At 71.6% G+C, this 26,981-nt stretch carries 26 protein-coding genes; 13 read left to right on the top strand and 13 right to left on the bottom strand.

What is annotated here, in order from left to right:
* Positions 1-54: 54 nt before the first annotated feature.
* A complete protein-coding gene (locus tag IF09_RS0101065; protein ID WP_030290994.1) occupies positions 55-1,458 on the bottom strand; it encodes a class II fumarate hydratase in 1,404 nt (467 codons plus the stop codon).
* 105 nt (positions 1,459-1,563) lie between these two features.
* Here IF09_RS0101065 and IF09_RS0101070 point away from each other — a divergent pair, with 105 nt between their 5' ends.
* Positions 1,564-3,093, top strand: a complete 1,530-nt coding sequence (locus tag IF09_RS0101070) for a ricin-type beta-trefoil lectin domain protein (protein ID WP_030290995.1) — start codon at positions 1,564-1,566, stop codon at positions 3,091-3,093.
* Between the two features lie 92 nt (positions 3,094-3,185).
* Here the strand turns inward: IF09_RS0101070 and IF09_RS0101075 are convergent, their stop codons facing one another.
* Both IF09_RS0101075 and IF09_RS0101080 read right to left on the bottom strand, forming a co-directional pair.
* Positions 3,186-3,959, bottom strand: a complete 774-nt coding sequence (locus IF09_RS0101075) for a glycerophosphodiester phosphodiesterase (RefSeq protein ID WP_030290998.1) — start codon at positions 3,957-3,959, stop codon at positions 3,186-3,188.
* Between the two features lie 391 nt (positions 3,960-4,350).
* Positions 4,351-6,018, bottom strand: coding sequence for a fumarate hydratase (locus IF09_RS0101080; RefSeq protein WP_030290999.1), 1,668 nt, complete (start codon positions 6,016-6,018; stop codon positions 4,351-4,353).
* A 151-nt stretch (positions 6,019-6,169) separates the two neighbouring features.
* Here IF09_RS0101080 and IF09_RS0101085 point away from each other — a divergent pair, with 151 nt between their 5' ends.
* Together IF09_RS0101085 and IF09_RS0101090 are read left to right on the top strand one after the other, a co-directional pair.
* Entirely contained in the window at positions 6,170-6,865 is a 696-nt protein-coding gene (locus IF09_RS0101085; protein ID WP_030291001.1) for a DUF1707 SHOCT-like domain-containing protein, read from the top strand.
* 223 nt (positions 6,866-7,088) lie between these two features.
* On the top strand, positions 7,089-7,487 hold the full coding sequence (locus IF09_RS0101090) for a WhiB family transcriptional regulator (RefSeq protein ID WP_030291002.1): 399 nt from the start codon (positions 7,089-7,091) through the stop codon (positions 7,485-7,487).
* Between the two features lie 94 nt (positions 7,488-7,581).
* On the opposite strand, the gene glpX is transcribed toward IF09_RS0101090, so the two are convergent.
* A complete protein-coding gene (glpX, locus tag IF09_RS0101095) occupies positions 7,582-8,613 on the bottom strand; it encodes a class II fructose-bisphosphatase (RefSeq protein WP_030291004.1) in 1,032 nt (343 codons plus the stop codon).
* Positions 8,614-8,825: 212 nt separating this feature from the next.
* Between glpX and IF09_RS0101100 the strand changes: the two genes are divergently transcribed.
* Positions 8,826-9,350 (top strand): DUF4245 domain-containing protein, encoded by a 525-nt coding sequence (locus tag IF09_RS0101100; protein WP_234320860.1) that lies wholly within the window; start codon positions 8,826-8,828, stop codon positions 9,348-9,350.
* A 108-nt stretch (positions 9,351-9,458) separates the two neighbouring features.
* Here the strand turns inward: IF09_RS0101100 and IF09_RS0101105 are convergent, their stop codons facing one another.
* From IF09_RS0101105 to IF09_RS0101120, 4 genes are all read right to left on the bottom strand, one after another.
* Entirely contained in the window at positions 9,459-10,049 is a 591-nt protein-coding gene (locus tag IF09_RS0101105) for a malonic semialdehyde reductase (RefSeq protein WP_030291006.1), read from the bottom strand.
* Positions 10,050-10,174: 125 nt separating this feature from the next.
* Entirely contained in the window at positions 10,175-10,420 is a 246-nt protein-coding gene (locus IF09_RS0101110; RefSeq protein WP_030291008.1) for an exodeoxyribonuclease VII small subunit, read from the bottom strand.
* A 55-nt stretch (positions 10,421-10,475) separates the two neighbouring features.
* The gene (xseA, locus tag IF09_RS0101115) at positions 10,476-11,723 is read right to left on the bottom strand and encodes an exodeoxyribonuclease VII large subunit (protein WP_030291010.1); all 1,248 of its coding nucleotides are present in this window, start codon (positions 11,721-11,723) and stop codon (positions 10,476-10,478) included.
* A gap of 109 nt (positions 11,724-11,832) precedes the next feature.
* The gene (locus tag IF09_RS0101120; protein ID WP_106974964.1) at positions 11,833-13,203 is read right to left on the bottom strand and encodes an APC family permease; all 1,371 of its coding nucleotides are present in this window, start codon (positions 13,201-13,203) and stop codon (positions 11,833-11,835) included.
* Between the two features lie 86 nt (positions 13,204-13,289).
* On the opposite strand from IF09_RS0101120, the gene IF09_RS0101125 reads away from it, so the two are divergent.
* Positions 13,290-14,294 (top strand): 4-hydroxy-3-methylbut-2-enyl diphosphate reductase, encoded by a 1,005-nt coding sequence (locus IF09_RS0101125; protein ID WP_030291012.1) that lies wholly within the window; start codon positions 13,290-13,292, stop codon positions 14,292-14,294.
* Between the two features lie 26 nt (positions 14,295-14,320).
* Positions 14,321-15,067 (top strand): polyphosphate--glucose phosphotransferase, encoded by a 747-nt coding sequence (gene ppgK, locus IF09_RS0101130; RefSeq protein ID WP_030291014.1) that lies wholly within the window; start codon positions 14,321-14,323, stop codon positions 15,065-15,067.
* Here the strand turns inward: ppgK and IF09_RS0101135 are convergent.
* Positions 15,064-15,588, bottom strand: a complete 525-nt coding sequence (locus tag IF09_RS0101135) for a DUF6542 domain-containing protein (RefSeq protein ID WP_324606832.1) — start codon at positions 15,586-15,588, stop codon at positions 15,064-15,066. The two genes, ppgK and IF09_RS0101135, sit on opposite strands and share 4 nt — an antisense overlap.
* Positions 15,589-15,747: 159 nt before the next feature.
* Here IF09_RS0101135 and ychF point away from each other — a divergent pair, with 159 nt between their 5' ends.
* Positions 15,748-16,836 (top strand): redox-regulated ATPase YchF, encoded by a 1,089-nt coding sequence (gene ychF / locus IF09_RS0101140; RefSeq protein WP_030291018.1) that lies wholly within the window; start codon positions 15,748-15,750, stop codon positions 16,834-16,836.
* A gap of 111 nt (positions 16,837-16,947) precedes the next feature.
* Here the strand turns inward: ychF and IF09_RS0101145 are convergent, their stop codons facing one another.
* Positions 16,948-17,529, bottom strand: a complete 582-nt coding sequence (locus tag IF09_RS0101145) for a Uma2 family endonuclease (protein ID WP_030291020.1) — start codon at positions 17,527-17,529, stop codon at positions 16,948-16,950.
* Positions 17,530-17,637: 108 nt separating this feature from the next.
* On the opposite strand from IF09_RS0101145, the gene IF09_RS0101150 reads away from it, so the two are divergent.
* The 4 genes from IF09_RS0101150 to IF09_RS0101165 all read left to right on the top strand — a co-directional run bounded on the left by IF09_RS0101150 (position 17,638) and on the right by IF09_RS0101165 (position 22,532).
* Positions 17,638-17,889 carry a hypothetical protein gene (locus tag IF09_RS0101150; protein ID WP_030291022.1) on the top strand — a complete coding sequence of 84 codons (252 nt, stop codon included), beginning with the start codon at positions 17,638-17,640 and terminating at the stop codon, positions 17,887-17,889.
* Positions 17,890-18,179: 290 nt separating this feature from the next.
* Positions 18,180-18,761 carry a hypothetical protein gene (locus tag IF09_RS0101155; protein WP_030291024.1) on the top strand — a complete coding sequence of 194 codons (582 nt, stop codon included), beginning with the start codon at positions 18,180-18,182 and terminating at the stop codon, positions 18,759-18,761.
* Between the two features lie 131 nt (positions 18,762-18,892).
* Entirely contained in the window at positions 18,893-22,135 is a 3,243-nt protein-coding gene (locus tag IF09_RS0101160; protein WP_158709891.1) for a M36 family metallopeptidase, read from the top strand.
* Entirely contained in the window at positions 22,128-22,532 is a 405-nt protein-coding gene (locus tag IF09_RS0101165) for a hypothetical protein (protein ID WP_158709892.1), read from the top strand. The genes IF09_RS0101160 and IF09_RS0101165 overlap by 8 nt, the downstream gene beginning before the upstream one ends.
* Before the next feature lie 67 nt (positions 22,533-22,599).
* Here the strand turns inward: IF09_RS0101165 and IF09_RS45420 are convergent, their stop codons facing one another.
* The 3 genes from IF09_RS45420 to IF09_RS0101180 form a co-directional block, all read right to left on the bottom strand.
* A complete protein-coding gene (locus IF09_RS45420; protein WP_158709893.1) occupies positions 22,600-22,776 on the bottom strand; it encodes a hypothetical protein in 177 nt (58 codons plus the stop codon).
* A gap of 109 nt (positions 22,777-22,885) precedes the next feature.
* Complete coding sequence (locus IF09_RS0101175) at positions 22,886-23,575, bottom strand: zf-HC2 domain-containing protein (protein WP_030291030.1); 690 nt, start codon at positions 23,573-23,575, stop codon at positions 22,886-22,888.
* A complete protein-coding gene (locus IF09_RS0101180) occupies positions 23,572-24,141 on the bottom strand; it encodes an RNA polymerase sigma factor (RefSeq protein ID WP_030291032.1) in 570 nt (189 codons plus the stop codon). Before IF09_RS0101180 ends, IF09_RS0101175 begins: the two co-directional genes overlap by 4 nt.
* Positions 24,142-24,282: 141 nt before the next feature.
* Between IF09_RS0101180 and IF09_RS0101185 the strand changes: the two genes are divergently transcribed.
* Together IF09_RS0101185 and IF09_RS0101190 are read left to right on the top strand one after the other, a co-directional pair.
* Complete coding sequence (locus IF09_RS0101185) at positions 24,283-24,729, top strand: copper-binding protein (protein WP_030291034.1); 447 nt, start codon at positions 24,283-24,285, stop codon at positions 24,727-24,729.
* A gap of 76 nt (positions 24,730-24,805) precedes the next feature.
* The gene (locus IF09_RS0101190) at positions 24,806-26,977 is read left to right on the top strand and encodes a DEAD/DEAH box helicase (RefSeq protein WP_030291036.1); all 2,172 of its coding nucleotides are present in this window, start codon (positions 24,806-24,808) and stop codon (positions 26,975-26,977) included.
* The last annotated feature ends 4 nt before the right edge of the window (positions 26,978-26,981 follow it).

The raw sequence follows: 26,981 nt of genomic DNA on the forward strand, positions 1-26,981 counted from the left end.
GGAGGTGTGCGGGGACGGGAAACGACCGAATCCGGCCCTCCTGGGGAAACGTTTTCAGGGCCGGGTCATCCGCAGGACGTCGAGCGCCTCGTCCAGCTGCTCCAGCGTCAGGTCGCCGCGGTCGACGTAGCCGGCCTCGAGTACGACCTCCCTGATCGTCTTCCGCTCCGCGAGCGCCCTCTTGGCGACCTTGGCCGCCTCCTCGTAGCCGATGTACCGGTTCAGCGGGGTCACCACGGAGGGGGAGGACTCGGCGAACTCCCTGGCCCGCGCCTCGTTGGCGGTGATCCCGTCGATCGTGCGGTCGGCCAGCAGGCGGCTCGCGCTGCCGAGCAGCCGGATCGATTCCAGGAGGTTCTTCGCCATCACGGGGAGCATCACATTGAGCTCGAAATTGCCCGCCGCGCCCGCCACCGCGACGGTCGTGTCGTTCCCCGTCACCTGCGCGGCGACCATGAGCACGGCCTCCGGGACCACCGGATTGACCTTCCCGGGCATGATCGAGGAGCCCGGCTGGAGATCAGGGAGATTGATTTCGGCCAATCCTGTCCGCGGTCCCGAGGCCATCCAGCGCAGATCGTTGGAGATTTTGGTCAACGAGACGGCGATCGTGCGGAGCATCCCCGAGGTCTCCACCAGCGCGTCCCGCGCCCCCTGCGCCTCGAAGTGGTTGCGCGCCTCGGTCAGCGGCAGTCCGGTCGCCGCGGCCACCTCGGCGATCACGGCGGCCGAGAACCCGGGCGGGGTGTTGATGCCGGTGCCCACGGCGGTTCCGCCCAGCGGCAGTTCGGCCAGCCGGGGCAGCGCCGCCCGCAGCCGCTCGACGCCGTAGCGCACCTGGGCGGCGTACCCGCCGAACTCCTGGCCCAGCGTCACCGGGGTGGCGTCCATCAGGTGGGTGCGGCCCGCCTTGACCACGCCGGCGAACTCGGCGGCCTTGCGCTCCAGGGCGGCGGCGAGGTGCTCCAGGGCCGGGATCAGTTCGCGGGTGACGGCGGCGGTCGCGGCGATGTGGATGGACGACGGGAACACGTCGTTGGAGCTCTGCGAGGCATTGACATGGTCGTTGGGGTGGACCTCGCGGCCGAGCCGCTCGCCGGCCAGGGTGGCGATGACCTCGTTGGCGTTCATGTTGGACGAGGTCCCGGACCCGGTCTGGAACACGTCGACCGGGAAGTGCTCGTCCCAGCGCCCCTCGGCCACCTCGGTGGCGGCGGACCGGATCGCCCCGGCGATGTCCTCGTCCACCACCCCCAGCTTCGCGTTCACCGCGGCGGCCGCAGCCTTGACGAGGGCGAGCGCCTCGATGTGGGCGCGCTCCAGACGCTGCCCGGAGACGGGGAAGTTCTCCACCGCGCGCTGGGTCTGAGCTCGCCATTTGGCGTGCACGGGCACCCGCACCTCGCCCATCGAGTCGTGCTCGGTCCGATAGGCGCCCTGGTTCTGATCGTCGGTCATGTTCGTTGCCTCCTCAAAAAGTTGAGCAATTGTCTTGTTCGAAGTGTTCCCAAGTCCCCTACCGGCCAGTAAATACCGTGGGTAACACCGACAGGGGAGACGTTCATGACACGTGTACGTACGAAACCCGGGCTCAGATCTACCGTCGCCGCCGTCGCGGCGATCGCGGCCGCCCTCGGGGGCGTCACCGCCATCACCCCCATGGCCCAGGCCGCGACCGGCCCCGCAGCGGCCGCCACCCCGCTCTCGCCCGAGCTGGAGGCCGTCCGCGCCGCGGAGGCCGTCAAGATCTACGGCGACCCGGCGATCCGCCCGCTGAACGAGCGCAAGACCGGCCTGATCTCGCTCGGCGACAGCGAGATTTCGGGCGAAGGCGTCGGCAACTACGACCCGGCCACCAACACCCCGAACAACCAGTGCCACCGCTCGCCGGACTCCGCGATCCACCGCACCGGCATCCCGGCCGACCTGACCTTCAACGTCGCCTGCTCCGGCGGCTACACCGGCAACATCCGGATCGGCGGCAGCAAGCAGTACGCCGACGAGCTGGTGCAGAGCGACAGCCTGGCCGTCAAGGCGCGCAACACGAAGATCAAGATGGTGCTGCTCGTCGCCGGAGCCAACGACGACCTCCAGTTCGGCCCCGTCATGACCGACTGCGTGACCCGCTGGGTGCTCAGCCAGGGCACGTGCGAGCCCAAGTACGGCCCCGGCTGGCAGGCGCGCGTCGACGGCCTGAAGCCCAAGGTCGAGTCCACCGTCGCCGACCTCAAGACCGTCATGCGCGACGCGGGCTACGCCGACTCCGACTACAAGCTCGTCGTGATGGGCTACCCCAGCCCCATCGGCCCCGACTTCTACGACAACCCCAACTTCCCCGGCAAGCTCCCCGGAGGCTGCGCCGGCTACGACTCCGACGCCGCCTGGGGCCGCAACTACGCGGTGCCCACCTTCGAGAAGGGCATGCGCGCGGCGGCCCTGGCCTCGGGCGCCACGTACCTGGACAACTCCCGGCTCTTCCAAGGCCACGAGGTGTGCATGGAGGACGCCTGGGCCCGCGGCCTCTACCTGGACCTCGGCGACCACTTCCCGTGGGACGAGAACACCGCCCGCCAGTCCTTCCACCCCAACTACCGCGGCCACGGCGCCTTCGCGTCCTGTCTGACCCAGCTCTACGACTCGGGCCTGCGCGAGGCCTCCTGCGCCGACCCTGCGAGCACCGGCACCCCGGTCCTGCAGGCCGGTGCCTGGGACGACCTGTACCGGCCGCTGAAGAACGAGGCGACCGGCAACTGCCTCGACTCCAACGGCGGCGCCAGCGCCAATGACACCAAGGTCATCGGCTGGGACTGCCACGGCAGCCGCAACCAGGGCTGGTGGTACGACTCCGCGAAGAAGTCCGTCCACATCGAGCTCACCCACGACCGCTGCCTGGACGCCCCGGGCGCCAACTACGGCGCGGGCACCGGCCTGATCCTCTGGAACTGCCACGGCGGCGCGAACCAGCAGTGGGTCCGCGACGGCGCCACCCTGCGCCCCGCGGCCGCCCAAGGCATGTGCCTGACCGTGGCCGCCGCCCACGACCAGCTGCGCCTGCAGACCTGCAACGGCTCGGCGAACCAGCGCTTCGTGTAGAGGGCACAGCGCGCAGACCCGCACCTGCACACGCACCGAACCCCCCACACCCGGCCGGCGCACCCCGGCCGGGTGGCCGTACGCAGGGCCGGTCACAGGCCGTTCAGGTACTCCCGTACCTCGCGGGGCCGGTTGGTGATCAGCGTGTCCACGCCGAGGCGCAGGCACAGCTCCACGTCCTCCGGCTCGTCGACCGTCCAGACCCGCACCCGCAGCCCCTTGGCCTTCAGCCGCGCCACCAGCCCCGGATCCTTGCGCAGCAGGTCGATACCGGGCCCGGCGTGCCCCGCGAACGGGGGCCGGGCCGGCCGCAGCCGCCGCTCGATCAGGTAGACGGCGGGCAGACCGGGAGCCAGCCGGTTCAGCCGGGTCAGGGCGTTGCGGGAGAAGCTCATCACCTCGATGCGGCCGTCGGAGCCGCCGGCCAGCCCGTGGTCCTTCAGGACCCGTACGAGCTCGGCCTCCAGGCGGCCACCGGCGCGGGTGGGGTGCTTCGTCTCGACGGCCAGCCCGACGGGCCGGTCGGCGGCCAGCGCCTCCTTGAGCAGGTCCTCGAAGAGCAGCACCTGCGCCCCGCGGTGCTCCTCGCCCTTCCAGCGGCCGAAGTCGAGGCCGGCCAGCTCCTCGTACGTCATGGCGGAGACGACCCCGCGCCCGTCGGAGGTCCGCTCCACCCGCCGGTCGTGCACGCACACGAGCCGCCCGTCGGCGCTCAGCCGTACGTCGCACTCCAGCGCATCGGCGCCGTCGGCGATGGCCTGCCGGTAGGCGGCGAGGGTGTGCTCGGGGTGCTCGTGGGAGGCCCCCCGATGGGCGATGACCCGCACGTCGCGGGCGGTGAAGGACTGCGCGTACTGCCGATTCATGGATCAGACGTTATCCGCATGCGGTGACCGGCCCGGTGCAGCATGCTGCACCGATGGCCGAACACTTCGTGACATTGCACTGCGAGCCTTGCGCGTCCTGCCAGGACGAGTCGTGGCAGGGCGTCGTCGACGGCCGCCTGCGCTGGGAGCGGCAGCACTACTGCCCGGTGTCCGCAACACAGGCGTGCGACGGCGGCCGGGGCCCGGCCCCGGACCTCATCCGCGAGGAGATCACCGCCCGCGACGGCACGGAACGCCTGGAAGCCGGCGGCCCGTACGGCGTGCCGCTCAAAGCCGTCCGCGAGGTCATGGGCCTCACCCTGACGCAGCTGAGCCGAGCGCGGACCCATGGCTTCGAAGCACCGGGGGGAGGGGCCCTCGGGCCGTCGTACTACAGGCCCGGGCCGCGGACCGGGATGCTGGTGAACGTCGGCTGCTCGGGTTCACGCGAAGTGAAGAAGTCGTTGCCCTTGTCGTCCACGACGATGAACGCCGGGAAGTCCTCGACCTCGATCTTCCAGACCGCCTCCATGCCGAGCTCCTCGTACTCCAGGACCTCGACCTTCTTGATGCAGTCCTGGGCCAGGCGCGCCGCCGGGCCGCCGATCGAGCCCAGGTAGAAGCCGCCGTGCGTGCCGCACGCGTCCGTCACCTGCTGCGAGCGGTTGCCCTTGGCCAGCATGACCTTCGAGCCGCCCGCCGCCTGGAACTGCTCGACGTACGAGTCCATGCGGCCGGCCGTGGTCGGGCCGAAGGAGCCCGAGGCGTAGCCCTCGGGGGTCTTCGCCGGGCCCGCGTAGTAGACCGGGTGGTCCTTCAGGTACTGCGGCATCTCCGCACCCGAGTCCAGCAGCTCCTTGATCTTGGCGTGCGCGATGTCGCGCGCCACGACCAGCGGACCCGTCAGGGAGAGGCGGGTCTTGACCGGGTGCTTGGTCAGGGTCGCCAGGATCTCGTCCATCGGCTGGTTCAGGTCGATGGACACGACGTCCGAGGAGTCGCTGAGGTGCTCGTCGGTGGTGTCCGGCAGGAAGCGGGCCGGGTCGCGCTCCAGCTGCTCCAGGAAGACGCCCTCGGCGGTGATCTTCGCGGTGGCCTGGCGGTCCGCCGAGCAGGACACGGCGATCGCGACCGGCAGGGACGCGCCGTGGCGCGGGAGGCGCACGACGCGGACGTCGTGGCAGAAGTACTTGCCGCCGAACTGCGCGCCGATGCCGATCTTCTGGGTCAGCTCGAAGACCTGCTGCTCCAGCGCCTCGTCGCGGAAGCCGTGGCCGAGGGGGGAGCCCTCGCGCGGCAGCTCGTCCAGGTAGTGCGCCGAGGCGTACTTGGCGGTCTTCAGCGCGTGCTCTGCGGAGGTGCCGCCGACGACGATCGCCAGGTGGTACGGCGGGCAGGCCGCGGTGCCCAGCGAGCGGATCTTCTCCTCCAGGAACTTCATCATGGAGGCCTCGTTGAGGACCGCCTTGGTCTCCTGGTAGAGGAACGACTTGTTGGCCGAGCCGCCGCCCTTGGCCATGAAGAGGAACTTGTACGCGCCGCCGTCCGTCGCGTACAGCTCGATCTGCGCGGGCAGGTTCGAGCCGGTGTTCTTCTCCTCCCACATCGTGAGCGGGGCCATCTGCGAGTAGCGCAGGTTCAGGCGGGTGTACGCGTCGTAGATGCCGCGCGAGAGGGCCGCCTCGTCGGCTCCCTCCGTCAGCACGTTCTGGCCGCGCTTGCCCATCACGATCGCCGTGCCCGTGTCCTGACACATCGGCAGGACGCCCGCCGCCGCGATGTTCGCGTTCTTGAGGAGGTCGAGCGCGACGAACTTGTCGTTCGACGAGGCCTCGGGGTCGTCGATGATCCGGCGCAGCTGCGCGAGGTGCGCGGGGCGCAGGAAGTGCTGGATGTCGTGGATGGCCTCTTCGGCGAGCTTGCGCAGCGCCTCCGGCTCGACCTTGAGGAACGTACGGCCGTCGGCCTCGAAGGTCGAGACGCCCTCCGAGGTCACCAGCCGGTAGGGGGTGGTGTCCTCGCCCAGGGGCAGCAGGTCGGTGTACGCAAACTCTGGCATGACGGCAGTCATTCCTCACTCGGCAGACGGCGCTGGCGACCGGTTTGGCAGCGCGGCTATCCAGCGTAGGACCTCCGTCCCGGGCTGTGTCTGTGAGGTAAGGCTCACTGGCGACTATCGCGATCTATCGCGTATCGCTATGCTGGCTGACGTGGACCTGGAAAAGAAGCCCGCCGCGCCTGCCGCCACCGGAGCCGCCCCCGCCGAGCTGCGGGCCTCCGACGCCGACCGCGACCGGATCGCGCACATCCTGGCCGACGCCCTCGCCGAGGGCCGGCTGACCGCCGAGGAGCACTCCGAGCGCCTGGACTCGCTGTACGCCGGGAAGACGGTCGGGGAGCTCGAGGTCCTCGTACGGGACCTGCCCGCGCCCGGCGCCGCGCCCGCGACGCCCGCGTACGCACAGGCCCCGGCAGGACCGGCGCGTCCGGCGCCGGCCGGCCGGGCGGAGGCTGCGGAGACCGTGGTCGCCGTGTGCAGCAGCGCCACCCGCAAGGGCCGCTGGCGGCCGGGCGCGCACACCCGCGTGGTCTCCGTGCTCGGTGACGTCGGCATCGACCTCACCGAAGCCGTCTTCGAGCAGCAGGTCACCGAGGTCAACGTGACGAGCGTGCTGGGCAACGTCGAGATCCTGGTCCCGGAGAACGTGACGCTCCGCGGCTACGGCAGCGGGGTCCTCGGCAACTTCGAGGTGCACGGCGAGGGCCGCGCCGGGACCACCGATCCGAACGCGCCGGTGGTGATCGTCCGGGGCTTCGCGCTGCTGGGCAACATCGAGGCCCGGCCCAAGGCCGGCGCCCGCCTGGTCGACCTGGCCCTCAGGCTCCGCAAGCGCCGGGAGGGGTAGCCCCGGGATCGGCAGTGCCGGTCAGCGGTACGCAACGGGCGTCCGTTCCCTGGCGCGGGCGCCGACGTGGATGCCGCCGCCGCTCGCGCCGGGCGGTGCGTCGGGTTTCGGTCGAAGTTCCCCACCGTGGCGCGCTTGCTCCACGCAGTGCTTAGGGGCGCGTACAGCGGGTAGGGACAGGTGCATCGTCTCTCGCTTGCGTATACGTCGTCAGGAGTAGACCGTGCAGCATCCGCCGCATCAGTCCCTGCAGGTAGCCGCCGTACAGACCCTCCAGGCGCGTCCGGCCGCCGTACCGAAGCCGCGGGTGGCGGCGAGGGAAGAGGACGGGCCATGGCACGCGGAGGCGGTGTGCCGCCGGGACGAGGCGGGGCTGTTCTTCGCGCCCTCCAAGGAGCCGACCGCGGCGAGGCTCTCCCGCGAGGAGGCCGCCAAGCGCGTCTGCGCGCGCTGCCCGGTGATGGTCGCCTGCCGCGAACACGCACTGCTCCAGCCCGAGCCGTACGGGGTCTGGGGCGGGCTCACCGCCGCCGAGCGGCGGGTGGTGCTGGCCCGCCGCCGGCGCCGGGCCGCGGAACTGCGCCAGGCGCCGGGGGCCGGGCCGATAGCCGCCGCGGGCTGAGGGCCCGTACGCACGCGACGAGAGGGGCGTTACCGCCGCACGCGGTAACGCCCCTCTCGCTGTGCCGGCCGCCGGCCGGCCCGTCCGTCGGCCCTTACTTCGCGCGGTCGAAGTCGACCGCGCTGTACGCACGCAGCTTCGACAGGCGGTGGGTCGAGTCGATCTTCCGGATCGTGCCCGACTTCGAGCGCATGACCAGCGAGGACGTGGTCGCGGTCTCCGAGCGGTAGTGGACACCGCGCAGCAGCTCGCCGTCCGTGATGCCGGTGGCGACGAAGAAGACGTTCTCGCCGGACACCAGGTCGTCGGTGTGCAGGACCCGGTCCAGGTCGTGGCCCGCGTCGATGGCCTTCTGGCGCTCGGCCTCGTCCTTCGGCCACAGCTTGCCCTGGATCGTGCCGCCGAGGCACTTGATCGCGCAGGCCGAGATGATGCCCTCGGGGGTGCCTCCGATGCCCAGGAGCAGGTCCACGCCGGTGCCCTCGCGCACCGCCATGACCGAGCCCGCGACGTCGCCGTCCGAGATGAACTTGATCCGGGCGCCGGTCTCGCGGATCTCCTTGACGATGCCCTCGTGGCGGGGGCGGTCCAGGATGATCACCGTGACGTCCTCGACGGCCATGTTCTTGGCCTTCGCGACGCGGCGGATGTTCACCGAGACGGGGGCGTTGATGTCGACGAAGTCGGCGGCCTCGGGACCGGTGACCAGCTTCTCCATGTAGAACACCGCGGACGGGTCGAACATGGTGCCGCGGTCGGCGGCGGCGAGCACGGCGATGGCGTTCGGCATGCCCTTGGCGTTCAGGGTGGTGCCGTCGATCGGGTCGACGGCGATGTCGACCTCGGCACCGGTGCCGTCGCCGACCCGCTCGCCGTTGAACAGCATCGGGGCTTCGTCCTTCTCGCCCTCGCCGATGACGACGACGCCGTTCATCGAGACGGTGGAGATCAGGGTCCGCATCGCGTTGACCGCGGCGCCGTCGGCGCCGAGCTTGTCGCCGCGCCCGACCCACCGGCCGGCGGCCATTGCGGCGGCCTCGGTCACCCGGACGAGTTCCAGGGCGAGGTTGCGGTCGGGGGCCTCCGGAGAGACTTCGAGCTGGGGCGGCAGGTTGTGCTCGGTCATCGGAGCGCACCTTTCTGTACGGCGACGGCCGGGAAGTGAGGGTGCTGGAACTCTATCGGTACGTCGACAAATTGAGCAGACCGGGTCACGTATGAGCGGAATATCGGTCAGGCGATTGGCGTGAGCGGACATCTTGCGGGCCCCCGCGGTCGCCGCGCGGACCCCGGCGGAGATCGCTCCCGGCCATGGGGGACGATGGTGGCGTGGCAGGTATGAAGGGCAAGCAGACGGTCTGGGACATGGTCCGGTCGCTGGCGGTGATCGGTGTCGTCGTCGCGGGGATCTACATCTTCGTCCCCCATGACGAAAAGGCCGATCCGACACACGTGGTCGACTACCGGGTGGAGACGATCACCGCCCGGCGCGCGGCGCCGTACCCGGTGGCGGCCCCCGCGGGGCTCCCGGCGCAGTGGCGCGCGACGTCGGTGACGTTCGACCGCAAGGCCGCGAACGCCTGGCACCTGGGCTTCCTGGACCGCCAGGGGCAGTACGTCGCGATCGAGCAGTCCAGCGACGCCTCGGCCAAGCACCTGGCCGTCCTCACGCAGCAGGCCAAGGCCACCGGGCAGACGCAGCAGGTCGGCGACCTGGCCTGGGAGCGCTGGGAGGGCGAGAAGTACGACGCCCTCGTCCGGCAGGAGCAGGGCTACGTCACGGTGGTGACCGGGACGGCCTCCTTCGAGGACCTCGGCACGATGGCGGCGGCGCTGGAGTTCAAGCAGGGTGCCGCGCAGTAGCCGACCGTACGCCCGCCGGCCCGCCGGCCCCGTACAAGCGCCGACCTGCAAAAAGGCCGCTCCCCCGGAATCCCGGGAGAGCGGCCTTCTGTATGTCCGGGTCAGGACTCAGACGGTGGTGATGACCTCGTCGAAGCTCAGGCGCGGGCCGCGCGGGTGCCACGCGTCCTCGCCCGGCTTGCCGATGTTGACCACCATCAGGGGGGTGTGGTCGTCGTCCAGGAACTCCTTCTGGACGCCGGCGAAGTCCAGGCCGCCCATCGGACCGGCGGCGAGGCCGGCGGCGCGGATGCCGACGATGAAGTACGCGGCCTGCAGGGCGGCGTTCATCACGGCGGCCTGCTCGCGGACCGGGCGCTCACTGAAGAAGGCGTCCTTGGCCTGCGGGAAGTGCGGCAGCAGGGTCGGGAGCTCCTCGTGGAACTCGTTGTCCGCGGAGAGGATCGCGACCAGCGGCGCGGCGGCGGTCTTCGCCTGGTTGCCCTCCATCATGAGGTTCACCAGGCGCTCGCGGGCCTCGGGGGAGCGGACCAGCGTGATGCGCAGCGGCGTCGAGTTGAAGGCGGTGGGGCCGTACTTGACCAGGTCGTAGATCGCCTGGACCTGCTCCTCGGTCACCGGCTCGTCGGAGAACGAGTTGGCGGTGCGGGCCTCGCGGAACAGCAGGTCCTGAGCGGCGGAGTCAAGAACGAGAGACATCGGAAAGCCTTCTTCCATACGGAGGTGAAGCGATGTCCCGACATTAAGCCAAAAGTTGTAGAACTTTCAACTAAATGGGCATCGAGGTGACTCGGATCACGTTTGGCCTCGCTTCCGGCCCGGCCTCAGGCGTCCCGCTCGTCACTCCCGCCACCCCCGTCGGCCCCCGCTTCGCGGGCTGCCAGCGCCGAGTCGAGCCGGGCGCGGGCCCCTTCCAGCCAGTGCCGGCAGACCTTCGCGAGCTCCTCGCCGCGCTCCCAGAGCGCGAGCGAGTCCTCGAGGGAGGTGCCGCCGGCCTCCAGCTTGCGAACGACCTCGATGAGCTCGTCCCGGGCCTGCTCGTACCCCAACGAGGTATCTGTTTCAGTCATTCCCGTCCCACCTTGTGTGTGCCGTGCATCGAATATGTGGTGCGGGGCGCGCGGCTCACTCCCCGCGCTGCCCGGCGTCCGGTGCGACCTGCGCGACCTGCGCGACCCGTACGGAGAACTCGCCCTCCGCCACCCGCGCGCGCAGCGCCTCGTCCGCCGAGACGTCCTCCGGCGAGCGCACCACGTGCCCGTCCGCCCGCTGCAGTACGGCGTACCCGCGCTCCAGCGTCGCCGCCGGGGACAGCGCCACCACCCGCGCCAGGGTGTGGGCCAGCTCCGAATCCGCCCGGTCCAGCAGGTGGCCGAGGGTGCGCCGGGTGCGGCCCAGCAGGGCCTCCAGCTCGGCCTCGCGGGTCTCGACCATCCGCTGCGGATGGACGAAGACGGGCCGGGCGAGCGCCTGCGCGAGCCCCCGCTCCTCCCGGTCGAGCAGCCCGCGCACCGCCCGGAGCCCCCGGCCCTGCAGCTGGCGTACCCGCTCCAGCTCCTCGCCGACGTCCGGGACCACCTTCTTCGCGGCGTCCGTGGGCGTGGAGGCCCGCAGGTCCGCGACCAGGTCCAGGAGCGGGGAGTCCGGCTCGTGCCCGATCGCCGAGACCACCGGCGTCCGGGCCGCCGCGACCGTCCGTACGACCTCCTCGTCGGAGAACGGGAGGAGGTCCTCCACGCTGCCGCCGCCGCGGGCCACGATGATCACGTCGACCTCGTCCAGGGCGTCGAGCTCCCTGACCGCCCGGATCACCTGGGGCACCGCGTTCACCCCCTGGACGGCGACGTTCCGGACCTCGAAGCGGACCGCCGGCCAGCGCCGCCGGGCGTTCTCCAGTACGTCGCGCTCGGCCGCCGAGGCCCGCCCGACCACCAGCCCGATCAGCTGCGGCAGGAAGGGCAGCGGCTTCTTGCGGTCCAGCGCGAACAGGCCCTCGGAGGCGAGGGACCGCTTGAGCTTCTCCAGCCGGGCGAGCAGCTCGCCGATGCCGACGGGCCGTATCTCGGTGGCCCGCAGCGACAGCTGCCCGCGCGGGGCGTACCACTCCGGCTTGGCCAGTACGACGACCCGCGCGCCCTCCGTCACCGCGTCCGCGACCTCGTCGAAGACCTGGCGGTAGCAGGTCACGCTGAGCGAGATGTCGTGGGAGGGGTCGCGCAGCGTCAGGAAGACCACCCCCGCCCCCGGCCGCCGCGAGAGCTGCGTGATCTGCCCCTCCACCCACACCTGGCCGAGCCTGTCGATCCAGCCCCCGATGAGCCGGGACACCTGGCCGACCGGCAGCGGCGCGTCAGCCGACGTATTCAGACCCATGCACGAAGGCTAGCCGCCCGGGCTGACAGCGTCTCAGGGTCGGGTGATGGTGTCGTGTTTCGCGGTCCGGGTCCGGGTCCGGGTCCGGTGGCGGTGTCGCGTCTCAGGGTCAGGTCACGGTGTCGCCGTCCGGCCGCCGGCCGCGCTGGACGAACAGCACCCCCAGGCCCACCGCCAGCCACACCGCTCCCACCACCTGCGCCGTCCAGGCCGCCTCGACGATCACCGCCACGGTCACCGCCGCGCCGAGCACCGGCACCACGAGGTGTCTCCACCAGTTCGGAGCTCCTGCCCCGCGCCGGACCACGAACCAGCCGACCACCGAGGCGTGCAGCAGTGTGAACGCCACCAGCGCCCCGACGTCCACCACCGAGACCAGCTGGTCGAGCCCGTCGTCGCGGCGGGCCGCCCACACCGCCGCGATCAGCGTGATCGTCGCCGCCACCAGCAGGGCCGGCCGCGGAGTCCCGTCCGAGGTCCGCGCGAGCGCCCCCGGCAGCCGCCGCTCCCGCGCCATCGCGAACACCAGCCGGCCCGCCGCAGCCTGCCCGGCGAGCGCCGCGAAAGCCGCCCCGATCGCCTTGCTGACCGCGACCAGGTCGTGCAGCCACGGGCCGACCGAGGAGTCCACCGCGTCGTAGAAGGCCGGCCCCTGCTGCGCCGGCTCGGCGGCCAGCTGCGCCGAGGACACCGGCATCAGCAGCGCCGCCAGGTAGCTCTGCGCGATGAACAGCACCCCGGCCAGCGCCAGGCAGAGCAGCACCGCGCGCGCCACCCGCGCCGAGCCCCCCGTCACCTCCTCCGCGAAGGAGGCGATCGCGTCGAAGCCGAGGTACGAGAGGACCGCCACCGACACCGCCCCCAGGACGGCCGTCAGGGAGAAGCCCGGCGTGCCGTCTCCGGTCAGCGGCGAGAGCCAGCCGCGCTGCGCCCCGTCCCGGACCAGCACCGTCACCGCGGCCACCGCGAACACCAGCAGCACCGCGATCTCCATGGCCAGCACGGCGAAACCCACGCGCGCGGCGGCCCGTACGCCCCACAGGTTCAGCGCGGTGGTCACCAGCACGGCCAGCGCCGTCCACACCCACCGGGAGACCTCCGGGACCAGCGCGTTCATCGCGATGCCCGAAAAGAGGTACGCGACGGCCGGGATCAGCAGGTAGTCGAGCATGGCCATCCAGCCGGCGATCAGCCCGGCCCCCTCGCCGAGCCCCTTGCGCGCGTACGTGAACACCGAGCCGGCCTGCGGGGCCACCTGGACCATCTGCGCGTACGAGAACGCCGTGAACGCCATCGCGACCGTCGCGAAGACGTAGACGAGGGCGACGGCGCCGTGCGATTTCGCGTCCAGGGTGCCGAAGACCCCGACCGGGGCCATCGGGGCGATGAAGAGGAGCCCGTAGACGACCAGGTCCCGGAATCCGAGGCTCCGCCGGAGGGCCGGCTGCGGCGCCGTACTGGGCTCCGTAACGGACGCCATCATTCCTCCGAGGGGCGGTCGGTTCGCACGTTCGACCCAGTCTGTGCCGAACGGGCGACGCCCGGCCTCCCGGAGACCCCCGTACGATGGACCGCATGACTGCTGCCGCACCTGCTCCCGCTTCCCGACGCGTCCTGCTCGCCGCCCCTCGCGGCTACTGCGCGGGCGTGGACCGAGCCGTGATCGCCGTCGAGAAGGCCCTCGAGCAGTACGGTGCACCGGTCTACGTCCGGCACGAGATCGTGCACAACAAGTACGTCGTGCAGACGCTGGAGAAGAAGGGCGCCATCTTCGTCGAGCGGACGGAAGAGGTGCCCGAGGGCTCCATCGTGATGTTCTCCGCGCACGGCGTGGCGCCGGTGGTGCACGAGGAGGCGGCGGCCGGCAAGCTCGCGACGATCGACGCGACCTGCCCGCTGGTCACCAAGGTGCACAAGGAAGCGATCCGGTACGCGAACGAGGACTTCGACATCCTCCTCATCGGCCACGAGGGCCACGAGGAGGTCATCGGCACCTCCGGCGAGGCCCCGGACCACATCACGATCGTGGACGGTCCGGACGACGTGGACAAGGTCGTCGTGCGCGACGAGTCGAAGGTCGTCTGGCTCTCCCAGACCACCCTCTCGGTCGACGAGACCATGGAGACGGTCGACGCGCTGAAGACCAAGTTCCCGCTGCTGGTCTCGCCGCCGAGCGACGACATCTGCTACGCCACCTCGAACCGCCAGGCCGCGGTCAAGGTGATGGGCGCGGATTCCGACCTGGTCATCGTCGTCGGTTCCAAGAACTCCTCGAACTCGATCCGGCTGGTCGAGGTCGCGCTCGACGCGGGCGCCCGCGCCGCGTACCTCGTCGACTTCGCGAGCGAGATCGACGAGGCCTGGCTGGAGGGCGTCGGCACGGTCGGCCTGACCTCGGGCGCCTCGGTGCCGGAGGTGCTGGTCGAGGAGGTCCTCGAGTGGCTGGCGGCGCGCGGCTTCGAGGACGTGGAGATCGTCAAGACCGCCGAGGAGTCGATCGTGTTCTCGCTGCCGAAGGAGCTGCGCCGCGACCTGCGCGCCGAAGCGGCCGCGCTGGTCGCCGAGAAGTAGCCCGTTTCGTTTCGTACGGTGAGTCCATGCAGATCTTCGGTGTGGACATCGGCGGTTCCGGGATCAAGGGTGCTCCCGCGGACCTGGACCGTGGCGAGCTGGCGCAGGAGCGCCACAAGGTACTGACACCGCAGCCGGCCATCCCCGACGGGGTGGCCGGCTGTGTCGTCGAGGTGGTGCGCCACTTCGACTGGGACGGCCCGGTGGGGGTGACGTTCCCGGGCGTCGTCACCGGCGGCGTCACCCGCACGGCGGCCAACATGGACAGCGCGTGGATCGGCGTCGACACGGCGACCCTGCTGTCGCAGCGGCTCGGCGGCCAGCCCGTCACGGTCCTCAACGACGCGGACGCCGCCGGGATCGCGGAGATGACGTACGGCGCGGGCAAGGGCCGCGGCGGCACGGTGATCATGCTGACGCTGGGTACCGGCATCGGCAGCGCGCTGTTCACGGACGGCCGGCTGGTCCCGAACACGGAGCTCGGCCACCTGGAGCTGAAGGGCCACGACGCGGAGAAGCGGGCGTCGGTCAAGGCCAAGGAGGACGGGGAGCTCACCTGGGAGCGCTGGGCGCACCGGGTGCAGCGGTACCTGGAGCACGTGGAGATGCTCTTCTCGCCGGAACTCTTCATCATCGGCGGCGGCGTCAGCCGCAAGCCGGAGAAGTTCCTCCCGCTGATCCAGGACGTCCGGGCCGAGATCGTCCCGGCGAAGCTCCAGAACAACGCGGGCATCGTGGGGGCGGCGATGGCGGCGCGGGGATCGAGCAGCTAAGCGGTCCGGCGGGGGAGCCTGCGCCGGGAGATCAGCACGGCCTTCCGTACGACGACGATCAGCGCGGAGATCAGGGTCCCCCCGTACAGCCAGCCGGCGTGCAGCGACAGGGCGGACACGATGCCCATGAGCTCCGCGCCGAAGCCGCCGGAGCCGCCGGCGACGGGCCAGACTCCGACGGCGAAGGCGATCGGCGCGGAGATCGGCGCGGTGATCAGGTCGGCGGGGCGCACCCAGAGGGCGGTGGCGGCCGCGACGGGCAGGAAGAGCAGCCCGTACGCGAGCAGCGAGCCGCCGAAGAGCAGCCAGGCGATCCCGGCGACCAGGGTCATCGCGACGCAGGCGAACAGCCCCCCGCCGAGCCCGGTCAGCCGGGCCCGCGGCAGCCGCCTGGCCCGCGGCAGCCGCCGGGCCGGCGCGGGCCGCGGCAGGCCGCCCTGGGCGGGCACTGCGCCGACGGTCGGGGCCGGGCGCCGCGGCTGCTGCCGCTCCGGCTGCTGCTGTCGCTGCGGGTGATCCACCGAACGCGTCCTGTATTGCTCCACCCCACCAAGCTAGGCGGGCCGAGCGCGGTATCGGGGTGGGGACACGCGTACAACGACTGCCACTCATCTGAAAGTAAACTGTCCGGTGGCCCACTCCCGGGCCGCCGCCCCCTCCAGCTACGGGAAGTCGCCAACGTGTCGCTCACGATCGGAATCGTCGGCCTGCCGAATGTCGGCAAGTCGACCCTGTTCAACGCCCTGACCAAGAACGACGTGCTGGCGGCCAACTACCCGTTCGCCACCATCGAGCCGAACGTCGGCGTCGTCGGCGTCCCGGACCCGCGCCTGGCCGTGCTCGCCGGCATCTTCGGCTCGCAGCGCGTCCTCCCGGCGACGGTCGACTTCGTCGACATCGCGGGCATCGTCCGCGGGGCCTCGGAGGGCGAGGGCCTGGGCAACAAGTTCCTCGCGAACATCCGTGAGTCGGACGCGATCTGCCAGGTCATCCGTGCCTTCAAGGACGAGAACGTCGTGCACGTCGACGGCAAGGTCTCGCCGAAGGACGACATCGAGACGATCAACACCGAGCTGATCCTCGCCGACCTCCAGTCCATCGAGAAGGCCGAGCCGCGCCTGACGAAGGAGTCCCGCCTCCAGAAGGAGAAGGTCGCGGTCCTGGCGGCCGTGGTCGAGGCCAAGAAGATCCTCGAGGGCGGTGACACCCTCTTCTCCAAGGGCATCACCAAGGGCACGGAGCAGGGCGACCTCCTCCACGAGCTGCACCTGCTGACCACGAAGCCGTTCCTCTACGTCTTCAACGTGGACGAGGACGAGCTGGTGGACGACGCCTTCAAGGCGGAGCAGAGCGCCCTGGTCGCCCCGGCGGAGGCGATCTTCCTGAACGCCAAGCTGGAGCAGGACCTCTCCGAGCTGGACGACGAGGAGGCCCTCGAGCTCCTCCAGTCGGTCGGCCAGGACGAGCCCGGCCTGGCCACCCTCGGCCGCGTCGGCTTCGCCACCCTGGGCCTGCAGACGTACCTGACGGCCGGCCCGAAGGAAACCCGCGCCTGGACGATCAAGCAGGGCGCCACGGCCCCCGAGGCTGCCGGCGTGATCCACACCGACTTCCAGCGCGGCTTCATCAAGGCCGAGGTCATCTCCTTCGCGGACCTGGTCGCCTGCGGCTCGGTCGCCGAAGCCCGCGCCAAGGGCAAGGCCCGCATGGAGGGCAAGGACTACGTCATGCAGGACGGCGACGTGGTCGAGTTCCGCTTCAACGTGTAGTCGTTTATTGCTAGACGTTAGCTAGTTTCGTCAACCGCGCAGGCCGGAAGGGGTCGGACTCTGACGAGTCCGCCCCCTTCTGCATTCCCGCGCTGACTTGGTGCTGGCTTTTCAGCTTCTTAGGGGCGGTGTGAGCTTGTCGAGGTCCAGGCTGACCTCGAAGGGGACGGGGCGCTGGAGGGTGCCTCGGAAGATCCCGGCGGGCGCGTATGCGCCGGTGGGTTCGTCGAGCTCGTAGACGTGGACGACGGGTGCCCCGCGTTCGTCCTCAATGCACCAGTAGTGCGGGATACCGGCCTCCGCGTACTTGCGGAGCTTTACTGTGCGATCGCGATGGGCGGACTCGGGGGAGACGACTTCGATGACGAGCTGAACGTCCTCTGGTGCGAACCAGGTGCGGTCACCGTCGAAGTCGGCCGTCGTCACCAGCAGGTCCGGCTCGGGACGGTTGCGCGGGTCGAGCTTGATGGTCATCTCGCGGCCGACTCTGGTGTCGGCGGGCACCTGCTCCATGAGTGCGACCGTGAGCATCGTGACGAGGTGGCCATGCCACCACCTCTGGGGCGCCATCATAAAGACGAGGGCTCCGTCGATCAGCTCGGTGTGGCGGGGCGCCTCGGGGAGGCGGTCGAGGTCCTCCGCGAACCAGCCTTCCGCGCGCGGCGGGCGCATCCAGTCGGGCAGTGCGGTCATGGCTTCACGGTAGCGGCCTGAAGCTCAGGCTGGAGAGCCAACGATCTCAGCCAGATGATTTTCGGCAACTTTCCACGCTGTAACCAGCCATCTGCCTGGCATCCGGTCATGAGCGACTCGGTTGTTCAGATCGGCACGGTGGGCATTTCCGTGGCGGCTCTCGTCTTCTCCACGACGGCCGCGTCTTGGGCTCTCGTCTACAAGCAGCGTCAGACGAGGGCGGTTGCCCACGCCAACGCCGTCACGGAGAAGGCCCAACGGGAGCAGGCCCGCAATGTGAGCATCTCGGCGAGTCCTCCGCTCCAGACCACTCTGGGGGCCGAGCGGGCCGGGACCCTCAGGCTCTCGCGTGATGGATGACGTAATCCCGTGCTGATTCGGTGCTGACTTGGACCGCCCAGAACCGCGTTTGCGCAGGTCAGAGCTCCACGCCACACGTTCCGCTTCCACGTGTGATCGCAAACGCATAGGCGGCCTGACCGGCGAGAACGCGGGTCGGCCGTTGTGCTGTCCGCAACGGTCCGCGAAGCCTGGAGCAGCTGAGTCTCGTAAACGGGGGACCGGTGACCCACGTGAACGACCCAGACCACCAGCCCTAGGGATTGCGGCCGTCGGGAGGCGGCGTTGTGCCGCTGCTCCATAATCGGCGCATGGATGTCGTCGGGATGCTCGAGGCCGCCTCGCTGCTGGTACCGGAAGGGGTCGCCACCGAGGACGACGTCACGGTGTCCGAGGTCTGGGAGTACCTCGCGCACGACGAGTGGGAGGTCGCGCTCGACCTGCTGGAAGGGCTGGGTGGCGCGTGGTCGGCGCCACCGGGGTTCTGGGACGACCTGGAGCGCGCGGCCGACATGATGGGGTTCGAACGGAGCCGGGAGTGGTGCCGGTGGCGGGGCGCCGAGGCGCGGCTGGGCGTCATCCGGGCCGATCTCGTGCTCCGGCCGGCCGGTGAGACGTTCCGGCGTACGCCGATTCCCGGAGCGGGGGTGCTGCGGCCGATGTGGGACATCGGCAACCGGAGGGACGACGGAGCGCGTGAACTCGACATCGCCCGGCTGTGGGTCGAGTTCGCCGGTGACCTCGCGCCCGGCGCTCGGGCTCCGGTGCGGCTCCTGCCTCTGACCGCGGAGCGGTGGAGGCACCTCGCGCCCGGCGCCCGGATCACCCTGTACGAGACGGCAGTGGCCGGCGGGACGGCCGAGATCCTGGAGGTTCGGCCTCCGTCGGCGTAGGCAAACGGGGGCGTGGGTGGGGGCGGGCGGAGAGCCTCGTTGACCGGTGGATCTTGGTGAGTAGGGTCACGGAGCGCGTGCGGTCTCGACGGCAGACCCGGGGGAGCGTTGGCGCTTGGGAGGCTCAGGCCGTGACCAGATGGCGATTCCGCACGAGGCTGTGGACCGCGGTGACCGCCGCGAGCCTGCTCCTGGCCCTGTCGCCGGGTCTGGCCGCCGCCGCGCCGCCGGGGATCGACGACCCGGCCGATCCGACCGTACGGCGCGACCCCGCGACCGGACACGCCCGGATGATCTTCAACTCCGGTGGTTATCTGACCCCGCCCTCCAAGCGGGCTCCCGAGCACGTCGCGCTCGCCTACGTGCGTGACCACCGGGGCGAGTTCGGGCTCACCGCCGAGCAGGCCGCGCAGCTCGTCGTCGTCTCCACGTACCCCACCAAGCACAACGGGGCGCAACAGGTGACGATCGGTCAGGTCATCGACGGCATGCGCGTCCACGGCGGGCTCCTCACCGCCACCGTCGACAAGCGCGGCCGCCTCGTCATCCTCGGCGGCGCCGTCGTGACCGCCGAGCCGGCCGGCAGGGTCGAGCTGACGGCCAGGCAGGCCCTGGACCACGCGGCGGAGGCCCAGGGCGCCAGGGCCCAGCACGAGCTGACGGGCACGGACAACCGCGACAAGGGCAAGCAGAGGTTCAAGAACGTCTACGCCAAGAGGCTCACGAAGCCCAACGACGTGACCGCCGAGCTGGTGTGGTTCCCCACTGACTCCGGCCGCGAGCTGCGCCCGGCCTGGCTCACCGACATCGAGGTCTCCGGTACGTCCTGGTACCAGACGGTGGTCGACGCCGCCGACGGCACGGTGCTGAGCCGCGAGAGCCGGTACCACCACGCCGGCCCCGAAGGGACCGTCTTCACGGCGCAGCACCCGGACGCCGCCGGCGCCGCCCGTACGGTCACGCCGTTCACCGGGCGCGACGGCTCCTGGGTGGCGGACCGGCTGACGCAGGGCAACAACGCCCACGCGTACCGGGACGAGGACGGCGACAACACGGTGCCGGACACCGGGAACGACGCGCTGCGCCCGCAGTCCCCGGCCAGTGGCGACCCCGCCCACCAGCACTTCGACTACACGTTCAACGACACCTGGCGCACCAACGCGAGCGCGACGCAGGCCAACCTCGACGCGGACGTGAACCCCGTCGTCACGCAGCTCTTCTACTACACCAACGTGATGCACGACTACCTCTACGGCCTGGGGTTCGACGAGGCGTCGCGGAACTTCCAGGTCGACAACTTCGGTCGCGGCGGCTCGGGCCACGACCCGGTGCTGGCCGAGGCGCAGGACGGCTGGGACCTCGGCTGCCTGGACAACAGCACGCCGCCGAACGCGATCCGGTGCACGAACAACGCCAACTTCGGCACCCCCGGGGACGGCGCCAGCCCGCGCATGCAGATGTACATGTGGCAGTCGCCGGGCCGGCCGTGGCGTGACGGTTCGCTCGACGGCGACGTCATCGCGCACGAGTACGGCCACGGCGTGTCCAACCGCCTCGTCGGCGGCGGCAACCTCGGCGCCGGTGCCCAGACCGGCGCCCTCGGGGAGGGCTGGAGCGACACGATCTCCTTCCTCAAGTGGGGCGACGCGACGGTCGGCGAGTACGTCACCGGCAACACCGCCACCGGCATCCGCACGCAGGCGTACGACACGTCCACCGAGAAGTGGGGCACGTTCCGCCCGGCCCGCGGCGTGCACCGCAACGGCGAGATCTGGGCCGCGACGATGTACGACATCCGCGAGGCGAAGGGCGTCGCGTTCACCCAGCAGCTCGTCATCGACGGCATGAAGAACACCGTCTCCGCGCCGAGTTACCTCGACGCGCGCGACGGCATCCTGGCCGCCGACATGACCGACAGCGCGGGTGCGAACCAGTGCCTCCTGTGGCGGGTCTTCGCCGGCCGCGGCATGGGCGAGGCCGCCGCGTCGAGCGCGGACCAGACCACCGTGACGGCCGACGAGACCGTCCCGGCCGCCTGCCGGCCGGCCGCGAAGGCCGGCGGCCCGTACACGACGGGCGAGGGGACGGACGTCACGCTCAGCGCCGCCGGGTCCGCCAAAGGGAGCGCGTCCTCGGCCGGGAACCTGACGACGTACGCGTGGGACCTCGACAACGACGGGCAGTACGACGACGCCACCGGGGCCGGCGCGACCTTCGGCCGGGTGGGCCAGGACGGCGTCTTCACCGTCGGGCTCCGGGTGACGGACGGCGCCGGCAACATCGACACCGACTCGACGACGGTCACCGTCGAGAACGCCGCGCCGGCCGTGTCCCTGGAGTCGGTGCCCCCGGCCGCGGAGAACGGCCCGGTCACCCTGACGGGCGGCATCGGTGACCCGGGCTGGCTCGACCCGCTGACCGCCACGGTCGACTGGGGCGACGGAGCGGGCCCGCAGGCGCTGGCCGGCACGCCGGAGAACGTACGTCCCGACGCGACCCTGGGCTTCACCGCGGCGCACACCTACGGGGACGACGGGATCTTCACGATCGAGGTCTGCGGAAGCGACGACGACACCAACTCCTGCCGGTCGCTCGAGGCAACGATCACCAACACCGACCCGAACGCGGCGATCTCGGCCGACGGCCGGACGACGTACAACGGGCAGAAGGCCTTCATCGCCCACGCCGGCACGCCGATCACCGTGAAGGGCACGTCGACCGACCCCGGAAGCGACGACCTGGACCTGACGTGGCTGTGGGGGGACGGGGCCTCGGACGACCTGGTCTCGCTGGTGAACCCGCCGGCCACCGACCCGGACCCGAGCCCCTCGGTCCAGGCACGCAACGTGACGGCGGCGAAGTCGCACGCGTACCCGGCCGCCTGCCTGTCCACGCTGACGTTGACCGGCCGGGACGACGACGCAGGCACCGTCTCCGACACGGCGGCCGTCGTCACCACCGGCAATGCGCTGCGGGCGCGCAACCAGGCGTACTGGACGGGCGAGTACGAGGGCCGGGCGCAGAACCGGTTCACGACGGACCAGCGGGCCTGCCTGTTGGGCGTGGCCTCGTTCATGAGCGCGGTGTACGGGCCGCTGACCGAGGCCCAGGCGTACGCGATCCTGAGCCCGGGCTCCCCGCAGCCGAGGCCGCTGGTGTCCCAGCAGCTGCTCGCGGCATGGCTCAACTTCGCGAACGGGTCGTACGACCTGGCCACGCCGGTGGACACCAACGGCGACTGGAAGACGGACTCGACCTTCGGAGAGGCGATGGCACGCGCCGAGGCGGTCTGCAACAACCCGGCGTCGACGCGGAACCAGCTGCTGTCCCAGGTCGACGTCCTGCTGCGGTTCAACGTGCGTGATGGTGGCTGACCGGCGCCTGGTGTGCCTCGCCGCCCTCGCGCTCTTCACCGGGTGCGGGGGCGGCCGGGCCCGCCCGCCGGCGAAAGCGGCGCATGACCCGGGCGGTACGGGCGCCACGGCAGCCGGCGCACCGACGCCGGCGCAGGGCCGCGTACTCACCGGGGCCGACGACGGCTTCACGGGCCGGCTCGAGGTCGGGCAGACGGCCCAGCTCCGCCTCCCCCTCCCGGAGGGCGGCCCGGAACCCACCGCGCAGGGCCAGTCGGTACTGCTGATCCCGATCAGCAACGTGACGGCCACGGGCCACCGGGCATGGGAACTGCGCGCGGTCCGCCGGGGCACGACGAACATCACCGTCCCCCGCCCCACCGCCCCGCCGGCCACCGTGACCTTCGTGGTCCCGTGAGCCGACCGGTCGGCCACGGAACGCACAAGGCGCGCCCGGGGGAGCCGGGCGCGCCTCGTGGGGGCCGCTAGTACTGGGACTCGGAGGAGCCCGACGGGCGGGGGCGGTCCTGGGGCATGTCCATGTCCATGTCCTCGGACGTGCGGTCCGGGTTCTTCGCCTGGCTCTTGGCTTCCTGCATCTTCTGCTTGGCCTGCTCCTTGAGCTTGTTGGCCTTGTCCTGGGGCGGCTGCTTCTTGACCATGCCGGTTTCGCTCCTCGAAGAGGGTGAGGGGACGTCCACTGGGGGACGTCCACCACCCTGGCACCGGGTGGTGACTCGCGCATGTCGAAGGGTTACGCACAGTGATGGCTCAGGCAAAGCTGGCCTTCGCGAGGAGCGTGCCGTCCGGGGTGAGGAGACTGGCGCCCGCGAGGGTCGTGGGGTTCACGTCGGCCGCCGCGACCCAGTAGCCGTAGCCGCCCTGGAGCGAGAACGTGCCGAGGCGGGTCGTCGTGCCGTCCTTGTTGTCGAGCACGCAGCTGACCTCCGGCGTCGCCCTCTCCAGGTCCACCGACATGTACACCCAGCCCTGCTGGCCCGGATGGGCGAAGACCCGGCCCACCTCCCCGCCGTCCGCCATCAGCGGCGCCTGCAGCAGCTGGGCGTTCGCGTCGGCCGTCGGCGTCGCGGGCCGCCAGGCCTGCTCGATCGCCGTGCCCGCCGCCCAGCCGGCGAAGCCGCACGCCACCACCAGGGCCGCCGCCGCAGCCGCGACCCGGGGTCGCAGCAGCCGGCGCCGCACCGGCGCGGGCTTCGGGGGAGACGGCGGCGCCGGCTGGAGACCGGCCGTGACGCGGCTCTCGAAGCCGACCGGGGGCTCCGTACCCGGCAGCAGGCCCAGCAGCCCGTCGCCTACCAGCGCCAGCTGCTCGATGTGCACCCGGCAGCCGGGGCAGCGGTCCAGGTGGGCGACCGCACGGGCGCGCTCCCGGGCCGGAAGGACGTCCAACGCCAGTTCGGCGTCGAGCTCCCTCAGCTGCTCGCAGGTCATCTCGCTCATCGCCGGCTCTCCTCGGCCCCCAGGGTCCTGCGCAGCTTGTGCATGGCCGTCCGGATCCGCGTCTTCGCCGTCCCCAGCGGGATCCGCTCCATCTCGGCGACCTGCTGCGCGGTCATCCCGTAGATCCCAGCCATCACCAGGGCGCGTGCCTGCTCCCTCGGCAGGGCCGCCACTGCCGTCCGTATCCCGGCGGACGTCTCGGCGGCCAGCGCCTGCTGCTCCGGGGTCTGCGTCACGATGTCGAGGAGGGCGTCCAGGTCCTCCGGGGCGACCGGGTTGGCCCGGCGGGCCCGGACCGCGTCGATCGCCAGATGGTGTGCGATCGCCGTCAGCCAGGTCCGTACCGAACCGCGGCGCGCGTCGTAGACCTGGGCGTGCCGCCACGCCCGCTCGAACGTCAGCTGTGCGATGTCCTCGGCGAGCTGCGCATCCCCGACGACGGCGACGGCCACGCCGAACACCGTGCGCTGGAAGCGGCGGACGAACGCGACGGCGATCTCCGGATCACCCGTCGCCAGGCCCGACAGCAGTGCCTCGTCCGGCGCACGTCCGAGCGGGAGGCCCATTCTCTGCACATCAGGGGATACGTTCGGCCTCCCCGAATGGATTGGTTCGGGTTCGCGCGGAAGCACTCCTTCATTGTCCTCCTCCCCCCGGCCTGCGGCCCCGTCGCCAATCTCCCGGCGCCGGCCGGCCGTATCCCTGCCATGACAAGGACACGCACCACCCGGACCGCGCGCGCGGGGCTGGGGCTGGCGGCCGGAGCACTCGCGGGGCTGTCGGCCGCCTGCGGGGGCGGCGCCGGCGGAGCCGGGAACGGCCCGGCGGCGCCCGCCGCCCCACCCCCACCCGCGCCCGCCGCGACGCAGGTCACGGCGGAGCTCAGCGACTTCCACATCACCCTGTCCCAGAAGACGTTCAAGGCCGGGGCCCACTCGTTCACCGTCAAGAACACCGGCCACCACGAGCACGCCCTGGAGGTCGAGGGACCGGGCGGGGAGCAGAGTTCCCCGACCCTGGCACCGGGGCAGAGCGGGAAGTTCGACATCACCCTCAAGGACGGTACGTACGAGCTCTACTGCCCCGTCGACGGGCACAAGGACCTCGGGATGAAGACGGAGATCACCGTGGGCGGCGCCGTGAACGGCTACTGAGGGCCCCGCCGAACGGCGGTAGGTTGCGTGCATTCGTTACCCGGCAGCGCAGCCGGGACCGGTCGAGGGGAGGGGCATGCGGCACAGGGCGGCCGAGGCGATCCACGCGGGCGAGCGGCTGCACGCGGCGGCCGGCGCGCTGCTGGCGGACCACCGGCGGGCCGTCGAAGCCGTACGGGAGGCCTGGGCGCCGATCCACGCGGAACTGGCCCGCCTCGAACTGCAGCGGATCCCCGTCGACCGGCTGGCCCAGGTCACCGAGGGGCGGCTGCGGGTCGCCGCCATCGAGGCGGCCGGGTTCGACACCGTGCAGCAGGTGCTGGACGCCGGACGCCCCCGGCTGCGGCAGATCCCCGGGGTCGGGCAGCAGACCGCCGACCAGGCGCTCGGCGCCGCCCGGCAGCTCGCCGAGGCCGTCGGGGAGACCGTCGCCGTGCAGCTCGACGTGGACCGCCCCGAACCCCGGACCACCGCGCTCGTGACCGCCCTGCAGCTCCTCGTCGAGGCCGGGCCCGAAGCCCGCCGGGCCGTGGCGGCCGCCCGGCAGCTGGACGCCGGGCTCGGGCCGCTGCTCGCCGACGCCGGGCCCGCCGCGGGCCGGCTGCGGATGTGGTTCGCGGGACGGGAGCGGCGGGAGCGGGCCCTGGCCGCCGTCGGGGAGATCGGCCGGCTGACCGCGGAGGCCGCCGGGAACGGGGTGCCCGTACTACTCGGACAGGCCTCGGTCGACCTGCTGCGCGGCCCAGCCGACGAGGCGGCCGCCTGGGTCGGCTTCGAGCTGCGCTCCGCCGAGTACTACGGGCTGCTCGCGGAGCTCACCGAGCGCGCCGGGAGCGGCCCCGGCCCGGCCGCCGCCCAGGGGTTCCTGCCCGAGGCGCTGGCCGAACGGGTCCGCACCCAAGACCTCGACGACACCCACCGCAGGGTCTCGCTGCGCGGCTACCAGTCCTTCGGCGCCCGCTTCGCCCTCGCCCAGCGGCGGGTGATCCTCGGCGACGAGATGGGGCTGGGCAAGACGATCCAGGCGCTCGCCGCCCTCGCGCACCTCGCCGCGCAGGGGCAGCGCCACTTCCTCGTGGTCTGCCCGGCCGGCGTCCTGATCAACTGGACCCGCGAGATCGAGGCGCGCAGCACCCTGCGCGCGGTCGCCCTGCACGGCCCCGGCCGGCACGACGCCTTCGCGGACTGGCGGGGGGAGGGCGGGGTGGCCGTGACGACGTTCCAGGCGCTGACCGGATTCCCCGAACCCGCGGCCGGGGAGCTGGGGATGCTCGTCGTGGACGAGGCCCACCACGTCAAGAACCCGCGCGCGCAGCGCTCCCTGGCCGTCGCCGCCTGGGCCGCCCGCTGCACGTACGTCCTCTTCCTGACGGGCACCCCCATGGAGAACCGGGTCTCCGAGTTCCGCAGTCTCGTACGACTCCTGCAGCCCGAGGCGGTCTCCGGGACCGGGGACGTCGACACGGTCGCCGGGTCCAAGGCGTTCCGCAAGGCGGTGGCGCCCGCGTACCTGCGGCGCAACCAGCGCGACGTACTCGCCGAGCTGCCCGAACTCCAGTGGACCGACGAGTGGGAGGAGCTGAGCGCCGCCGACCGGGAGGCCTACCGGGCGGCGGTGCGGGCCGGCAACTTCATGGCGATGCGCAGGGCCGCGTACGCGAAGCCGGAGAAGTCGGCGAAGCTGCAACGGCTGCGCGAACTGGTGGCGGACGCGGCCGCCAACGGGCTGAAGGTCGTGGTGTTCTCCTCCTTCCGCGAGGTGCTCGGGGCGGTCGAGGACGCGCTCGGCCGACCGTCGCACGCATGCGGTGGCCGCCTCTTCGGGCCGATCTCCGGGAGCGTGCCGCCGGAGCGCCGGCAGCGGCTCGTCGACGGGTTCGGCGCGGCGGCCGGGCACGCCGTACTCCTCGCGCAGATCGAGGCGGGCGGCATCGGGATCAACCTGCAGGCGGCGTCCGTGGTGATCCTCTGCGAGCCGCAGGTCAAGCCGACCATGGAGCAGCAGGCGGTGGCCCGCGCGCACCGGATGGGGCAGGTGCGTGCCGTACGGGTGCACCGGCTGCTGGCAACGGACGGGGTGGACCAGCGGATGCTGGAGGTGCTGGAGCGCAAGGCGCGGCTCTTCGACGCGTACGCCAGGCGCAGCGTGGTGGCGGAGTCGGCGCCCGAGGCGGTCGACGTCTCGGACACCTCGCTGGCCCGGCGCATCGTCGAGGAGGAACAGGCCCGGCTCGGTGCCGCCCGCTGAAGGC

Origin of the sequence: Streptomyces katrae (assembly GCF_000717655.1) — a bacterium.
In the GTDB taxonomy this organism is placed as follows: Bacteria; Actinomycetota; Actinomycetes; order Streptomycetales; family Streptomycetaceae; genus Streptomyces; species Streptomyces katrae_B.

Excerpts from the sequence above, each read along its gene's own strand:
- IF09_RS0101105 (WP_030291006.1), bottom strand. The coding sequence starts at position 10,049 with ATGTCTCTCGTTCTTGACTCCGCCGCTCAGGACCTGCTGTTCCGCGAG.
- IF09_RS0101110 (WP_030291008.1), bottom strand. The coding sequence starts at position 10,420 with ATGACTGAAACAGATACCTCGTTGGGGTACGAGCAGGCCCGGGACGAG.
- IF09_RS0101180 (WP_030291032.1), bottom strand. The coding sequence starts at position 24,141 with ATGGGCCTCCCGCTCGGACGTGCGCCGGACGAGGCACTGCTGTCGGGC.
- IF09_RS0101155 (WP_030291024.1), top strand. The coding sequence starts at position 18,180 with ATGGATGTCGTCGGGATGCTCGAGGCCGCCTCGCTGCTGGTACCGGAA.
- IF09_RS0101080 (WP_030290999.1), bottom strand. The coding sequence starts at position 6,018 with ATGCCAGAGTTTGCGTACACCGACCTGCTGCCCCTGGGCGAGGACACC.
- IF09_RS0101075 (WP_030290998.1), bottom strand. The coding sequence starts at position 3,959 with ATGAATCGGCAGTACGCGCAGTCCTTCACCGCCCGCGACGTGCGGGTC.
- IF09_RS0101145 (WP_030291020.1), bottom strand. The coding sequence starts at position 17,529 with ATGACCGCACTGCCCGACTGGATGCGCCCGCCGCGCGCGGAAGGCTGG.
- IF09_RS0101070 (WP_030290995.1), top strand. The coding sequence starts at position 1,564 with ATGACACGTGTACGTACGAAACCCGGGCTCAGATCTACCGTCGCCGCC.
- ppgK (WP_030291014.1), top strand. The coding sequence starts at position 14,321 with ATGCAGATCTTCGGTGTGGACATCGGCGGTTCCGGGATCAAGGGTGCT.
- IF09_RS45420 (WP_158709893.1), bottom strand. The coding sequence starts at position 22,776 with ATGGTCAAGAAGCAGCCGCCCCAGGACAAGGCCAACAAGCTCAAGGAG.
- IF09_RS0101175 (WP_030291030.1), bottom strand. The coding sequence starts at position 23,575 with ATGAGCGAGATGACCTGCGAGCAGCTGAGGGAGCTCGACGCCGAACTG.
- IF09_RS0101120 (WP_106974964.1), bottom strand. The coding sequence starts at position 13,203 with ATGGCGTCCGTTACGGAGCCCAGTACGGCGCCGCAGCCGGCCCTCCGG.
- glpX (WP_030291004.1), bottom strand. The coding sequence starts at position 8,613 with ATGACCGAGCACAACCTGCCGCCCCAGCTCGAAGTCTCTCCGGAGGCC.
- IF09_RS0101150 (WP_030291022.1), top strand. The coding sequence starts at position 17,638 with ATGAGCGACTCGGTTGTTCAGATCGGCACGGTGGGCATTTCCGTGGCG.
- IF09_RS0101100 (WP_234320860.1), top strand. The coding sequence starts at position 8,826 with ATGAAGGGCAAGCAGACGGTCTGGGACATGGTCCGGTCGCTGGCGGTG.
- IF09_RS0101065 (WP_030290994.1), bottom strand. The coding sequence starts at position 1,458 with ATGACCGACGATCAGAACCAGGGCGCCTATCGGACCGAGCACGACTCG.
- xseA (WP_030291010.1), bottom strand. The coding sequence starts at position 11,723 with ATGGGTCTGAATACGTCGGCTGACGCGCCGCTGCCGGTCGGCCAGGTG.
- IF09_RS0101185 (WP_030291034.1), top strand. The coding sequence starts at position 24,283 with ATGACAAGGACACGCACCACCCGGACCGCGCGCGCGGGGCTGGGGCTG.
- IF09_RS0101125 (WP_030291012.1), top strand. The coding sequence starts at position 13,290 with ATGGACCGCATGACTGCTGCCGCACCTGCTCCCGCTTCCCGACGCGTC.
- IF09_RS0101190 (WP_030291036.1), top strand. The coding sequence starts at position 24,806 with ATGCGGCACAGGGCGGCCGAGGCGATCCACGCGGGCGAGCGGCTGCAC.